Origin of the sequence: Pantoea stewartii subsp. stewartii, from assembly GCF_008801695.1 — a bacterium.
GTDB classification, from domain to species: Bacteria; Pseudomonadota; Gammaproteobacteria; order Enterobacterales; family Enterobacteriaceae; genus Pantoea; species Pantoea stewartii.
Genome location: NZ_VZPF01000011.1, coordinates 46,588 through 62,090 on the forward strand (window position 1 = coordinate 46,588; position 15,503 = coordinate 62,090).

A 15,503-nucleotide genomic window follows, 5' to 3' on the forward strand; every position below is an offset into this window, starting at 1 on the left:
GGCCATCCCGCCGCCCGACCTGTTATCCCTGCGTTTCCGCCCCCAGCCTTTCCACCAGGCCACTTCGCCGCTGCGTCTGCAGCTGGACTGCCCGTTCAAATATCGCGCGATCGCTGTAAAGGGTCAGTTGTTTGCGTGCGCGGGTAATGGCCGTGTAAACCAGCTCACGGGTCAGGACCGGCAAAAACTGCGTCGGCATGACCAGCGCGGTATGATCAAACTCTGAACCCTGCGACTTGTGCACGGTCATCACCCATGCCGTTTCATGAGACGGCAAACGGCTGGGCTGAATCGCTTTCACGCTGCCGTCTGGCAACGGAAAAAACACCCTGAGTTGCCCTTCAGCATCACGCAACGTAATCCCGATATCGCCGTTAAACAGCCCCAGGGCACTGTCGTTGCGGGTGATCATCACCGGACGTCCCGGATACCAGCGGCTGCCGAGTGCAGGACGCCGGATGCGCTGCAGCTGCATCAGACGCTGCTCGATGCGCTGATTTAATCCGTGCACACCAAATGGCCCTTCACGCAGGGCACACAGGAGCTGATAACGGCTAAATGCCGCAATGGCCTGTTCTGGCGCAGCCTGACGCTGAACGGCATCCAGATAGTCCTGATAGCCCTGCGCCACCTCGTTCAGCATGGTCTGATATGCCTCACCGTCATTCAGCGGCTGAAAAGACAGGTCAGCATGTCCGGCGGCGAACACCTTACTCATCTGGCGCGCATCGCCCTGGTTGACGGTGCGGGCAAGCTGGCCAATACCGGACTTTTCGTCAAAGCGGTAACTCTGGCGGAGCAGACAAATGCTGTCGCGAACGGCAGGCGCGGTATCGTCATCGCTGCCCGTAAGCGCACATTCGGTAAGCGTCACCAGTTGTGCGGCGCGCGCCGGACTGAAGCCGGTTTCGCTGCAACGACAAATGTCCCCCAACACCGCTCCGGCTTCAACCGAAGCCAGCTGATCGCGATCGCCCAGAAACACCACTCTGGCGTGAGGCGGCAAGGCGGAAATCAGTTTTGCCATCATTGTCAGATCAACCATCGACGCTTCATCAACCACCAGCACATCCAGGTGTAACGGGTTACCCGCATGGTAGCGCATGCGCTGCGAGTCAGGCTGTGCGCCAAGCAGGCGATGCAGCGTGGTCGCTTCAGCAGGAAAACGCGCACACTCGTCATCGTCCACCGCCAGTCCCTGCAGGGCTTTTCCCAGGGATTCGGTCAGACGGGCTGCCGCTTTCCCTGTCGGTGCCGCCAGCTGTATGCGCAGAGGTTCGGGATTCAGGCGAATCAGCGCCGCCAGCAATTTCGCCACCGTCGTGGTTTTGCCGGTACCGGGTCCGCCTGAAATAACGGCGGTTTTACGGGTCAGTGCCACCGCAGCAGCAATTTTTTGCCAGTCGTCAGGCTGACGGCCAAATAACGTCTGCAGAACATCTCGTGCCTGTTGCGAATCAAACGTCCCGCTATCCGGCTGCAATGAGAAAAACCGGGCAACCTGGCCTTCACTTTGCCAAAGCCGGTGCAGGTATAAACGCTGGTGACTCAGCACCAGGGGCGTCACAACACGGCCATCGCTCACCGCTGACCAACTGGACAGCTGTGCATGCCGCTCTGCTTCATCGGGCGCGCCTGCGGCCTGCCACAATGCCTGCGCCAGTGCGGGCTGACGACCGGAGAACAGCCCAGCCTCATTCAGGTTAGCCAGCGGCAGGCAGACATGTCCTTCGCACGCGTCGGCACTCACACAGGCCGCTGCCAGCAACCGAAAGGGTTGCGTCTCATCTGCAATCAGGCGGGCAAACTGAATATCCAGAGGACGCAGTAAACGCTTTTCGACTGCCTGAAGCAGCAAGGCGTTTATATCACTCATAAGCTCTCCTCTGTATGACCAAACAATGCATCCAGTTCCTCAATAAAGGCGGGATCGGGACGAGTGGTAAAGATGCCGTTATCGGCAGAGGTGCCATCCACCCCGCGCAGGAATACATAAAAGACGCCGCCAAAATGCTGTTGGTAATCATAGCCCGCCAGGCGGTGCTGCAGATACCGGTGCAGCGCCAGTGTGTACAGCTGATATTGCAGGTCATAGCGATGGTCGATCATGGCCTGCGCCATCGCCTCCTGCGTATACGCGGTATGGCTGTCACCCAGCCAGTTCGATTTGTAATCCAGCAGATAATATTTTCCCTGCCAGCGAAATACCAAATCAATAAACCCTTTTAACATGCCTCTCACCTGACGGAAATCCAGCGCGGCAGCGCGCTGCGACAGTGGATCGTGCCGGCGCATCAGCGCATCCAGATCGGCAGCCGTCAGCAGGTGGTTGATCGGCAGGTAAAACTCCATCTCAATCAGCCGATCAGCGCTGCGGATGCTGTCCAGGGTTAAGCCGTCTTTGTTGAGCGGCGTGGTCAGTACGCGGGCGATCCACTGCTCAATCACGGGCAGCCAGTTCAGGGAATAGCCCTGTTGCTGAAGCTGATCCTCCAGCCAGAATGCGTCCGGCGGCTCAGTGAAATCCATGGCCTCAAACAGCCCGTGCAGAAACGTGCCGGGAGCCGCACCGCGGGGGAAATGGTGCGGCGTTAACAAGGGCTCTTCATCCTCAGCCGCCTCACCAGCAGCATCAATATCGAATTTCGGCAAAGCATCCAGCAGGGGGGAACTGCCGTGCTGTTGTAATCCGGAGTAACTGGTGACGCGCCAACTGTCCGCCAGCGCTCGGGTCATTTCCCGACTGCTCAGCGCGTTCTCGCGGTGTTCGCTGTCCTGCCACTTCGCGCCGGGCTGCAGCTCGCTCCGTATCACCTCAATCCCTTCGCCTGCGAGCGCCTCAAGATGGTGACTGAGCACGGCGGCATCGCCGCTCTCACCGCGCTGTACCAGGTAGCCCAGCGCGCTCTTATGCAGATCGCTGTCGCCCTCTTTTTTACGCGCGCCTTTGATTAGGGGCGCAATACCCACGCTGCAGTGGTAAACCGAGCGCGTCAGCGCGACATAGAGCAGCCGTAAATCCTCGGCCAGTCGCTCCTCTTCCGCCAGCGTCAGGCTCTGTGCATCGCCCTGTACGTCGAGCATGGCAGCAAAACTTTCACGGTCGTGATACAGGGCGCTGGCCGCTTCGCGAAATCCGGCCGCAAACGGCAGCCAGACCAGCGGATACTGCAGGCCTTTGGATTTGTGAATCGTGACGATCTGCACCAGATGGCGATCGCTTTCCAGACGCAGCTGCTGACTGGCGGCCTGGCTGTCAGGGCGGGCAATTTGCTGTGCCAGGAAACGCACCAGAGCATGCGTGCTGTCGAGCTGCGTTGCCGCTTCCTGCAGTAATTCGCCCAGATGCATCAGATCGGTTAAGCGCCGCTCGCCATTTTCGGAAGCCAGCATATTTTCCGCCAACTGCCGTTTAATCATTACATCGCGCAACATGGGCAGTACGCCACGTTGCTGCCAGATCTGCTGCCAGCTGACAAACTGCTCTACCAGCGCATCCCACTCACGTTCGTTTTGCGCCAGCGCATCAAGTTGGGCGGCATCGATAGCAAAGATGGACGTGGCCAGCGCGCTACGCAGCAGTCGCTCCTGTTCAGGTGACTGCACCGCCTGCAACAGCCATAACAGCTCGCGCGCTTCAGGCGTGGTATAAACGCTGTCGCGGCTGGAAAGATAGACCGACGGAATAGCCAGCTTATTCAGCGCGTCACGAATCAGACTGGCTTCATTGCGGCTACGCACCAGTACGGTGATATCCGAGGCCTTAACCGGCTGCAGTGCATCGCCTTTCCCTAACCGCGCCTTGCCCTGCTGACCGGCCACCAGCCAGCGGCTGATATCGGCCGCACACTGCTGGGCCATAAATTGTTGGTAATCACTTACTCCAACACCTTCGCCCGGCTGGAGCCAGAAGCGCAAGGCTGGCTGGGGCTGATCATGGTAAACCAGCGTTAACGCCTGATTCGGGGCGGCCGGGCTGACCGGAAGAAACGGAATGGAAGAAAATAAAAAGGGTGCGTCAACCTGTGAAAACAGGCGGTTGACGCTGTTCACCATCGCGGGCGATGAGCGCCAGTTCGTCTCCAGCGTATAGTGAGCACTAACTTCACTACGGGCGCGTAAGTAGGTAAAAATATCTGCGCCGCGAAACGCATAGATCGCCTGCTTGGGATCGCCAATGAGCAGCAACGCCACATCCGGCTGTTGAATATACAGCGTACGGAAGATTCGGTACTGTTGCGGGTCGGTATCCTGAAACTCGTCAATCAGGGCCACCGGGAAACGGCCACGAATAGTTTCGGCCAGCAGCGCCCCGCCCGGCTGCTGAAGCGCTTCATCCAGACGACTTAACAGATCGTCAAATCCCAGCAAGGCACGCTGCCGTTTTTCCCGCTGCACCGTTTCTTTCACCTCGCTCAGCGCCTGCCAGATGATGATATCGCGGAGCGTCAGCGGTTCGGCAAGAAAGCCATCGACGGCATCGAACAGCGCATGTTGCGGTGCCTCGCCCTTTTTGGTTTTTTCGTGCAGCACCTGCTGGCCAAAGCGTTCAAGCTCTTTAGGAAACTGGTAATCCAGCGTATCGCTCTGTGCCCACTGAGTCACTTTCGCCACCCAGTTAGGTAAGTGCTTACTGCTGTAGCTGCGTTTGTCGACGCCGGAAGCCGCGATCATCCCTTCGATATCGGCACAGACAGTCTGCCACTGCTGCTTGAGGGCCTGGATGCGTTGCAGGTTAGCGGTATGACGTGATGCCAGCGTTTCGTCTGCGCGAGGCGGACGCTTCAGCCTGGGGGATTCCCCCTGCAGCCAGGGCCGTAACGTCGTCAACAAACTGTCCGGGCCGCTCCACTCCGCCGCGATCACCCGGGCCACATCCAGTGACAGGGGATAACACTGGCGACGCCAGAAATCCGCCGCGGCCTGGCGGAGTAACGTTTGTTCGTTTTCGATGAGTTCCTGCTCGAACAACATGCCTGACTCAAAGGCATTCAGGTTGAGCATGCGCTGGCAAAAACCATGAATGGTAAAAATCGCCGCTTCATCCATTTGCCGCTCAGCCGCCAGCAGCAGCGAGGCCGCCTGGGGCAAATCCGCTATCTGTTCAATCAGCTGTTGGTGCATGGTGTTATGGCTTTTACCCCGCACGCAGGCGAGCCGAAGCTGATGAATATTGTCACGAATACGGCCGCGCAGCTCCGCCGTGGCGGCTTCTGTAAAAGTCACCACTAGGATCTCTTCGACTGACAGCGGCCTGCGCCAGGCGTTCTCGCCCCCCAGCCCTAATAACAAACGCAGGTAGAGCAGACCAATCGTAAAGGTTTTACCGGTGCCCGCTGAGGCTTCAATTAACCGCTCGCCGTTGAGGGGCAGCGTTAGGGGGTTTAACGGTTCAGGTCTGGACGCCGTCATGGTGTTTCACTCTTGACCGGCAAAGACTGCTGTAATTTGGCGATTTCTGGCCAGGTCCGCCAGCCCGGTAACGGTGCGAACGCGATGTTATGCTCACCGCTACCGGCGATTTGAGAGGTCATTGCCATGCCTTTTTTCTGCATGACGGCCTGGTGAAAGAAGTCCGCCAGTCCGGAAGGGGTAAGCTGTTGAACCTGCTCCATCAACTTTTGTCGGGTATCAAAATCGTAATTCTGCCGATCAAAATCGCGGCTGTAACGATCGGCCTCTTCATTCAGCGTTTGTGGACGCTGTTTCAAATCGTTGATCATGGCCTGCTGATACTGCACAAAATCGGCCTGACTCATCGAGCGCAGGCGGTGTTCCGCCTGGGGATAAAAAGCCTGATAGCGCTGCATCAGATAAGCGGGTGGCTTACTGTTACTTTGCAGCAGAAAGCCAATCCCCCACTGACGCCCTACCGGCATCCTGAACGCAAACACGGCATAACCTAACTGCTCCTCGGTACGCAGTTGGTTATAGAACCACGGCTGGACAATCTGACTGAGCATCGCGCTGTTGGCCATACTCTGGTATTCGTCATAACCTAGGGGAATATAGAGCGCCGCCAGCGCAGAGTCCGTACTGCTGCCGTGCTGCTCCAGATTCGCCTTAAGCGGCTTTTCGACACTGAGGTAATTGCTGTGCCAGTAGTGCGTACCGTCGCACTGCATCTGCTGTTTCAGCTCGCGTCCCAGTTGCGTCACACTGTCAGCACTCAGGTTACCGATCACCATCATTTCTGGCGTGGCATTTTTAATTAAGGCATCGCGATAGGCCACGACATCCTTCAGTGTAATCCCCTTGACCAGCTTACGGCGCGTGTCTCGCTGCGTGTAAGGCAGTTGGGATAAGAGCTGCATAGGCTGGATCGCCTGCTCGAAGGCTTTTCCTTTCTCTGCAGCGTCCAGACGCTCCAGATACCAGGATTTGGCCTGTTGTAGCTGTGCCTCGCTGGGCTGAAAAGTGCTGTAGCGATTAACTAACTGCTTAAGCAGGTCAGGCAGGCGTTGTGTGAAGCCGCTGGCATTAAAGACCAGACCATCGTTTTCGCTGGTTGAAAAACTGATGCCGCCAATAGACGCCTGGGAACTCAGTTCATCCAGCGCCAGGCTTGCCAGATAATCATTCAGGCCGAACAGTACCTGCTGACGCGCATCACTGATCGCCTGCTGATTTCGCAGCGCGACGGTGATGCTGGCCTTTGGCTCGCTGGCATAGAACTGGCTTGGCATCCAGTAAATACGCATCCCGAAATCATTGTCGAGCTTAACCGGATGACGGTAGGTTTTGTCAGTCGACACCAGGGTAAACGCATCGGGAATGTAGGGATTTAAGCGCGGCATGGCGAGCTGAATCGCCTGGCCACGCTGTTGCCATTGCGTCAACGTCTGGGCCGTTATCTTATCAACCTGATAAGGCGCATTCACAAAATAGGCCAGCTTGTTATGCGGTTCCTGCGGGCTGATGTACCAGATTCGCGCCTGCGCTGGCGTCATGCTTTCCAGACGAGCATTGATAGCCGCGGGATCGTAGCGATCGGCCAGATAAGGCGCATCCAGCGTGTGCTCAACCGGAACACGCAGCATCGTATCCGCCAGCCACTCAATATAGTCCATGTCGCGGGTGATTGACGGATAACGGAAGTCCAGCGCCAGCACATGCGAAACTTCATCGAAATAGCGTTGGTCGATACCGTTTTTGCGCAGCATCGCGAGATAGCTAAAAACAGCCGCGACGACCTCATCACGTTGTGCCAGACCTTTGTCCGTTAATGACACGCTGATGGAGAACACGCCGCTGGTGCGCTCGGTCACCGGATCGGCCTCCGTGCTGACGCCGTCGGCCAGGCCCTGTTTTTGCAGCCAGTCGGCCAGCGTATTGGGGCTGCGGTTACCAATGACATAGCTGATAAGCGTGTCCGTTTTACTGCGAAAGCGGTCACTGTTATTCGGTATACGGAACTCGATTTTTAACTGCTTACGCGGCTGCGCCGGCACATAGTGAATAATGATGCCCTGCTGGGCTTCCGTGACGACCGGCTCGGTAATCGCGGGAACGCTGGCATTGTGGTTAGCCACGCGCCCAAACGTATTCACGGCGATGGTCGCCATCTCTGCCAGCGGTTTATTACTGTAGATCACCGCCTTCATCAGATTGGCTGAATAGTGCGTGTGGTAAAAGTCCAGCAGCGCCTGATGCAGATTACTGCCGGGCTTATCGCGCAGGGTATCCAGATTGCCGCCGTAAAAATGCGCGGCCGGGTGCGCCGGGTTAATCGTCTCAGCCCCGACCTGTCCCATGCGCAAACCGTCACGGGACCGTGCCATGGTCAACTCCGCATTGACCGCATGGCGTTCCCGATCGGCATTGACCGGATCTAGTAAGGGTTCGGCAATCGCGTCGGCCAGACGATCGACGGCAGGCTCAAGCGCATCGTTTTCGACTTCGAGGTAATAAGCCGTGCGATAGGAGGCGGTGCTGGCATTATGGCTGCCACCGTGTTTCTTGAGAAAATCGGCAAGGCTGTCAGGCTGTGGGTAACGCGTTGAGCCCATCAGCACCATATGTTCAAGGTAGTGCGCCAGGCCGGGCTGCTGCGCGGGATCATCCAGTGAGCCAATGGGCAATGTCAGCGCAGCAAGGGATTTCGGCGCCTGAGTATCTGAAACCAACAGCACCGTCATGCCATTATTCAGCGTGATGGCCTGATACTGACGCGGATCCTGTTCGCTTTTCCCGATGGGCGTGTTGACAGGCTGCCAGCCCGCGCCGGTTTCGGCTTGTACCGCCAGCGCCAGTAAGCCCAGCAGAATGGCGGCGATCAAGCGTGCATGTGTGCGCATGTAAAACCTCTTACGTTACCCAAAAGCCGCGTTGCGAGCGCATTAACGGCTGAAAGTACAACAAACTTTTTGATGTTTTCATTACCCGGCAGCGGTCGCTTACCGGTCGTCCTGATGCGCCTGGAGTACCGGTAAATACCAGCATTCAGCCGCGTCGGTTATCTGCTGTATCCGGGGTTCATCCAGTGCCCTGCATAACCGTTGCAGGTAGGGATCGCTTCCCTCACCTTCCTGTTGGTAACCGCCGACCCAGGCGGCAAGCAGAGCGTTACGGGCTTTGAGCTGTGTCGCCTCATCTGTCATAAGCTGATGATTTTTCTTGTCAAAACACGCATTAAGCCAGGCGCCACCGCTTTTGGTCAGCAACATCAAAGGCTCGCGCATGCCCTGCAGATAGCCTTGCATATAGCGCGCCAGCGCATCAGTCGCCTCGTCCGGCGGCACGGCAGGGAAGCACCAGTAGCTGTGCTGTCGGCCAAACATCCGACTTTTACCGTCTCCACCCAGTGCACAATAAACTAAATGTTCCAGCCACAGTAATAAACCGTCATTGATATTCAGCACACCCGGTCGCCAACGCAGCAGGCCATCGCTCTGCACCTGGGTTAACCAGCCGGTTAATTTGACGCCCGCCAGTGCCAGATTGATCTCCCGACTTTCACCCTCACTGCGCTGAGTGATCACCTCTGCGGCCACCTCCTGCATCTCTTCGCGCTGAGCCTGCCAGAACAGCTCGCCAAACGCCCCATAAGGTAAGTTGCCGGCGGCGCGGTGATGGGCATAAAGGCGATCGGTGTCCTCCCCTGTTACCAGCGCATTCAGTAGCTGCGCATTGATTTGATAGCGCTCCAGGCTGTCCAGAGCAAAGGGTTCACTGTCGGGCAGTTCATTTTCTTCAAGCCAGAAATTGACCCCCAGGCGCTGCTGAAACCAGGCCCGAACCGGATGACGCCAGAAGCGCAGAAACTGTTCGAAGGCTAATGTCTCTACAGGCGGTGTGCTCAGCGGCTGAACAAAATCAGGCTGGGGCTGACCGGTGCCCTGCGCGGCAGGCAGCCATTCACGAGCAAAGCTGTGTGCCGCTGACGCAGGCTGGAAGTTTTCCGGCGCAAACGGCATCCGGCTGTGTAAATGTTCCAGGTGTGCCCGTACCCGCTGTGCGCTGTCATCCAGTTCCCTGTCCTCGTCGCCAGGCAGGTATAAACTTTGCCCGATATACTCCAGCAATTCGGTGACCAGCACCGAAGGGTAACGTTCGGTATTGTCCTGAATAGCGCGGCCAATATAGCTGATATAGAGCTGTTGCTGAGCGGAAATCAGGGCTTCCAGAAACAGATAGCGGTCGTCATCACGACGGCTACGGTCACCTTTGCGCGACTGCTGCTGCATCAGGTCAAACCCCAGCGGCGCTAAGGTGCGCGGATAAACGCCGTCGTTCATCCCCAGTAAGCACACCACGCTGAAGGGAATCGAGCGCATCGGCATCAGGGTACAAAAATTGATTTGCCCGGCCAGAAAGCGTTGACTGATCCGCTGCTGATCCAGCCGCCCACGCAGATCGTCGCGCAGGAGCACGACCGGAATCGCCTCATTGAAACGCGCGTCCATACCGTACTCAATCAGCGTTTTCCACTGCTCTTCCACCAGCAGCAATGCCGCTTCTGTTTCGGTATCCGGTGTAAAAAAGGCATTCAGCAGTTCGCGACACAGCGGCAGCCAGGCCTCCAGCGGGCGCGGCTCCGATAAGACCTGTCGCCAGTGATTAAGCCGGGACAGCAGTTCGGCCAGATGGCCCGCCAGTTCGGCGACCAGCCCACTTGATTCGTCATAAGGCAGAATACCTTGCCAGTCGCCATGCTGGCTTTCCATTGCATATCCCAGCAGCATACGTTGCAAGCCAAAGCGCCAGGTATGCTGACCGGTGACCGGCAGAGCCAGCGCTTCCACACTGGCATCATCCAGCCCCCAGCGCACGCCTGATTCGCTGACCCAGCGGCGCAACAGACGCAGGCCGCTTTCGTCAATCGAGAAGTGATTCGCTAAGGCCGGGACATCCAGCAGCGCCAGCACATCTTCAGAGACAAACCGGCTGTCCGGCAGTGACAGTAATTGCAGAAACGCAACGATAGCAGGATGCGCCTGACTGGCACGACGGTCAGAAATGGCAAACGGCAGATAGCGTTCTGCCGGGGCGTTTGCAAACACGGCCTGAATAAAAGGCGCGTAAGCGTCAATATCGGCCACCATGACGATAATATCCCGCGCTTTCAGCTCAGGATCGGCTTCCATCAACGCCAGAAGATGATCCTGTAGCACTTCAACTTCGCGCTGCGCACTGTGGCAAACCTGGATGGCAACAGAGCGATCCTGCGGGTCCAGCCGCCGTTTCTGCCCACTGTAAGCCAGTTCATCCGCCGTCAGGCCAATGATTGCCCTGTCCTGCAGATTAAGAAGATCGTGCTGCATGCAGTGCAGCAGGTTGTCTTCTTCGACGTCAACAAACGCATCGATTTCGCTGTTCAGCTCCATCTGGCTGAGCAGGAAGAGGTTATCGCGGCCTAACTTGCCCCAGGAGGCCAGCAGCGGGTTAGTCAGATGTTGTTCCCCTTGCTCACTAAACAGGGCTGGCGCGCGCGCCACATCACTGAATAAACCGCGATATTCTTCCCGGTCATGACGCCGCCGCTGGCGGCTTTGTAGCTTCGCCAGAAACGCATAGTCCTGAATATCGCCCCAGTAATCACGGCAGGGATTGGTAAACAGCAGATAGATATCAACGTGCCGCCCCAGCGCCTGCAACGCCTGTAAATAGACCGGCGGCAGCGCTGAAATACCACAGATAAACACCCGCTGCGGCAGGTTATCAGGTCGGGTTTGTGCCTGCTCAAGCGTGGTAATAAAGCGCGCATAGAGGTTGGCACGATGCCATTTGGGCTGGCCCAGCGCGTCGGTATAATCGACTAAATCACGCCACAACGCGGCCTGCCACACCTGCGCCTCTCCCAGGCCCTCGATCTGTTGACCGCGTTCCCAGCTGTTAAGCCAGTCCGCGCGGTAAACCAGATACTGGTCAAACAGGTCGGCAATGCGGGCGCTGAGCTGAAAAAGTTTGCGCCTGTCTCCGTCGTCACTCAGATAATGGCGCAGTGAGGCAAACTCGTCCTGCAGCAGCAACGTGGGTAAACGATGCATCAGTTTCCAGCTCATGCTGGCTTTGCTGAAGGCGCTCTCCGGCGGAATGTCTGGCAGGACGCGCACAAACATTTCCCAGATAAAGCTGGCCGGGAGCGGGAATTCGATATTTGCCGCAATGCCAAAGGTGCGCGCCAGTTCCATCTGCAACCACTGCGCCATCCCCGGGCTTTGCACCAGCACCATTTCTGACGCAAAGGGATCGTCAAGCGGATCCAGTTTAATCACTCTCGCTGCCAGGCTTTTGAGCAGATCAAGCTGATTAGAGTGATAAACGTGAAACATGCAAACTCCTGTGGAAACGCTAAACGGCATGGCGATGGCAGACGGTACTCATTCTACCGCGTATCGCATTTGAAGCCTACCGTGAAAACCCATTCTCATCCGCTCAGCAGTGTAATCGCGTCAGGCTGGCCTGACGTTGATGCGGACCGCTCACCGTAACCGTTTCCAGCGTGCAGCCGCCCGGCCCCGTTTTTTTATCTGACCGCGTTTGCCAGCCCGCCATCTCGCGCCCCAACAACCGCTGTTCCGCCACACGCCAGGCTTCACGCTGCTGCCATTGCTGACTAAAGCCGAGCGTTAACACCCGGTGATACTGCAATAAGGCGCTGGTGCTGACGGCCATCAGTAACAGGGCAAACAAGGCTTCCGGCAGGCTGAATCCTGCCGCCTCACAGGCACTGCTCCGGCGCGGATTGCGGGCAATAATCAATCCAGCCCTGTGGCAAGGGACTGATTTTGCTGCCCTCCAGCCTGACCCAGTACCATAACGCCTTATCACCTTTTTGCGTTTCACCTTTAAGCAATCCCTTCTCATCGTCCACGCGATGCAGGCACGCCTGCCAGCCATACTGCGATTCGCGCTGGCAAGTGGCAGGTGGTTGCGTTGGCCACGTTAATGTCAGTCCCCATTGCAGTGCCGACTGGGCCTGCCAAAACCCCTGAATAGCGTGTTGCTCATCGGCGACGATAAACATTCCCTGCGCCAGCATCTCGCGGCTGGCCTGAAGCGTGATGCCGCCTGTCAGCAGGATGACGAGTACCATCCCCAGCGCACTGTTGCCCTCGACGTTCACAGATTCATTCCTTCGACCCGGCTTTCCAGCGTTTCGGTTCGGTTCCCGCTTCGCCCCTGCAGTACAACGGTGACCAGCCGGCCTTCACGGCGCACGTCGAATGCCTCAATCGAAAGGAAAGCCGGATCGGAAAGCCGTTCCCATCCACTGCCGTTGCAGTTATCCACACCACGCTGCATCTCCAGTTGGTGTTGTCGCAGCCGGTAACCGTAGTAATCGCTCTCACTGTGCGTAACCCCTTCCCACTGACCGTTGCTGTTCTCGTCAAACCGGATCAGCACACAGCCTTCGGCTGTCATCAGGCCACCCGTTCCGCACGCCCCGTGGCAATAACCCGCCCGCCGGATCGCTTTTTCCAGCGTGGACAGCATTTGCTGTAACTCCTGACGCAGTTGAACCTGTTGTTGCAGCCTGAGGTTTTCGGCCAACAGTCGCGGCATAAAGCGTCCTGCACTGACCATCAGCACCGCACTGATCGCCATGGCGATGAGCATTTACAGCAGACTAAACCCGGCCATTTTCATTCGCAGTCCGCATCGTCAATACGGCAAAGACGAATTCGCGCCCGTGCAGAAATAATCACCCGTATTTTTCCGGCGCGATTGCGCAGCTCAATGCTGCCCGCTTTGGCCACGTTGCGGCGTCCGTAAAAACCCGGCTCGCCACGCAGGGCGTGAAGGGTGATGTCCGCATACGGCGCGATAAAGTGCAGGCGGCTTGCCGTACTGCAGCCATTCTGTGGCGGTGCTGCCACGCCGATACACCAGGGCTGTGTGGGGCGGTGCCACAGCACCAGGTCCCGGTTTTGCGCATTGGCCTGAGCACGGACGCGTAACAGAAAGTGTTACAGTTGCAGCGCCGTATCGCGAAGCTGTTGACGCTGCTGCCAGCGCTGCCAGCCTTGCGTGGCAAAGGCGCTGAGTATGCCAGCGATTACCATCACCAGCAGCAGCTCCGCCAGCGTAAACCCTTTTGACTGTGATCTTTTCATGGCGGCAGAGTGCCGCAGCAGCGAGCGCTTCAGCAAGCCCGAAAGCCACCGGTTGGAAGCAAAGCTACAGAATTACTCCTCTGGATAAAGACATGATCAGTGCAAGTGTGCACCGCGCCGCAACATCGCTGTAAAAAAAACGCCCCGGCATGCTGTGGCAAGACCGGGGCGGATGCTGGCGGCGGGTGTTCAGACCGCAACCGGCGCTTTAATGGCGGGATGCGGATCGTAACCTTCAATCTCGAAATCGTCGAAGCGATAGTCAAACAGCGAGGCAGGCTTGCGTTTAATCACCAGCTTCGGTAACGGACGCGGTTCGCGCGTCAGTTGCAGGCGCGCCTGCTCCAGGTGGTTGCTGTAAAGGTGCGTATCGCCGCCGGTCCAGACAAAGTCACCAACCTCCAGATCGCACTGTTGCGCGACCATATGCACCAGCAGCGCATAGCTGGCGATGTTAAACGGCAGCCCCAGGAAAATGTCGCAGGAACGCTGGTAAAGCTGACAGGAGAGCCTGCCATCCGCGACGTAGAACTGGAAAAAGGCATGGCACGGAGCCAGCGCCATTTCATCCAGTTCGCCCACGTTCCACGCCGAGACAATGATGCGGCGGGAATCCGGATCGCGCTTGATCTGTTCAATCACTTTGGTGATCTGATCAATCTCTTCGCCACGGGCGGTGCCCCAGCTACGCCACTGTTTGCCGTATACCGGTCCCAGATTGCCCTGCTCATCTGCCCACTCATCCCAGATAGAGACATTGTTTTCTTTCAGGTAACCAATGTTGGTGTCCCCTTGCAGAAACCACAGCAGCTCATGAATGATGGAGCGAACATGGCACTTTTTAGTCGTGACCAGGGGAAAGCCATCCTGCAGATTAAAACGCATCTGGTGACCAAAAATTGAAAGCGTGCCTGTACCGGTACGGTCAGATTTTGGTGTGCCTTCGTTCAGCACGTAGCGCATTAAGTCCAGATACTGTTTCATTTTTCCTCGTGAAGTTGTTGCTGCGGACGTCGACGGTACGCCCAAATCATCATAATCACACCGGCGATGATCATCGGCAGAGACAGTATTTGTCCCATGCTCAGGCCGCCGGTGAGCAAACCCAGTTGCGCGTCGGGCTGACGGAAGAACTCAACAATAAAGCGGAAGCAACCGTAGCCGATCAGGAACAGGCCGGACACGCTGCCCATCGGGCGGGGTTTGCGAATAAACAGGTTCAGGATAATGAACAACACAATGCCTTCAAGGAACAGTTCATAGAGCTGTGAAGGATGGCGCGGCAGGACGCCATAGGTGTTCAGCAGTGCCTGATATTGTGGATTGTTAGCCGCCAGCGCGATATCTTCGCTGCGCGAGCCGGGGAACAGCATGGCGAAACGGAAATTGGGATCGACACGGCCCCACAGTTCACCATTGATAAAGTTGCCCAGACGACCGGCACCGAGGCCGAACGGAATCAGAGAGGCAATAAAATCAGCAACCTGGAAGAAATGACGTTTGGTACGGCGCGCAAAAATCAGCATCACCAGAATGACGCCAATCAGACCGCCGTGGAACGACATGCCGCCATCCCAGACTTTGAACAGGTAAAGCGGATTTACCAGGAACAGCGGCAGGTTATAAAACAGCACGTAACCGATACGTCCGCCCAGGAAAACCCCCAGGAAGCCGGCATACAACAGGTTTTCGACTTCCTCTTTTTTCCAGCCGCTGCCGGGTTTGTTCGCGCGGCGCACCGCCAGCCACATGGCGAACACAAATCCCACCAGATACATCAACCCGTACCAGTGAAGCGAAAGCGGTCCGATTGAGAAAATCACCGGATCAAACTGTGGAAATGCGATGTAGCCGTTATTCATCATTCACCGTTTTTTTTCTGCCCTGAAAGGGGACGTGATGCACATAAATTAAGGCTGTGCATCATAGCACAGCCAGTTTTTT

General features: G+C 57.1%; 9 protein-coding genes and 1 pseudogene. All 10 read right to left on the minus strand.

Annotated features, from left to right (window positions below):
• Positions 1-22 precede the first annotated feature (22 nt).
• Positions 23-1,876, minus strand: coding sequence for an exodeoxyribonuclease V subunit alpha (recD, locus tag F7Q90_RS04745; protein WP_006120791.1), 1,854 nt, complete (start codon positions 1,874-1,876; stop codon positions 23-25).
• Positions 1,873-5,412 (minus strand): exodeoxyribonuclease V subunit beta, encoded by a 3,540-nt coding sequence (gene recB / locus F7Q90_RS04750; protein WP_006120792.1) that lies wholly within the window; start codon positions 5,410-5,412, stop codon positions 1,873-1,875. Before recB ends, recD begins: the two co-directional genes overlap by 4 nt.
• A complete protein-coding gene (ptrA, locus tag F7Q90_RS04755; protein WP_006120793.1) occupies positions 5,409-8,297 on the minus strand; it encodes a pitrilysin in 2,889 nt (962 codons plus the stop codon). Before ptrA ends, recB begins: the two co-directional genes overlap by 4 nt.
• Before the next feature lie 99 nt (positions 8,298-8,396).
• The gene (recC, locus tag F7Q90_RS04760) at positions 8,397-11,774 is read right to left on the minus strand and encodes an exodeoxyribonuclease V subunit gamma (protein ID WP_006120794.1); all 3,378 of its coding nucleotides are present in this window, start codon (positions 11,772-11,774) and stop codon (positions 8,397-8,399) included.
• 103 nt (positions 11,775-11,877) lie between these two features.
• On the minus strand, positions 11,878-12,204 hold the full coding sequence (locus tag F7Q90_RS04765) for a prepilin-type N-terminal cleavage/methylation domain-containing protein (RefSeq protein WP_006120795.1): 327 nt from the start codon (positions 12,202-12,204) through the stop codon (positions 11,878-11,880).
• A complete protein-coding gene (locus F7Q90_RS04770; protein WP_006120796.1) occupies positions 12,164-12,568 on the minus strand; it encodes a DUF2509 family protein in 405 nt (134 codons plus the stop codon). Before F7Q90_RS04770 ends, F7Q90_RS04765 begins: the two co-directional genes overlap by 41 nt.
• Positions 12,565-13,062 carry a prepilin peptidase-dependent protein gene (locus F7Q90_RS04775; RefSeq protein ID WP_237166109.1) on the minus strand — a complete coding sequence of 166 codons (498 nt, stop codon included), beginning with the start codon at positions 13,060-13,062 and terminating at the stop codon, positions 12,565-12,567. Before F7Q90_RS04775 ends, F7Q90_RS04770 begins: the two co-directional genes overlap by 4 nt.
• A gap of 26 nt (positions 13,063-13,088) precedes the next feature.
• Positions 13,089-13,559: pseudogene (locus tag F7Q90_RS04780) on the minus strand (prepilin peptidase-dependent protein).
• 189 nt (positions 13,560-13,748) lie between these two features.
• Entirely contained in the window at positions 13,749-14,543 is a 795-nt protein-coding gene (thyA, locus tag F7Q90_RS04785) for a thymidylate synthase (RefSeq protein WP_006120797.1), read from the minus strand.
• Positions 14,540-15,421: a prolipoprotein diacylglyceryl transferase gene (lgt, locus tag F7Q90_RS04790; protein ID WP_006120798.1), complete on the minus strand. Its 882-nt coding sequence runs from the start codon at positions 15,419-15,421 to the stop codon at positions 14,540-14,542. The genes thyA and lgt overlap by 4 nt, the downstream gene beginning before the upstream one ends.
• Positions 15,422-15,503: the final 82 nt, after the last annotated feature.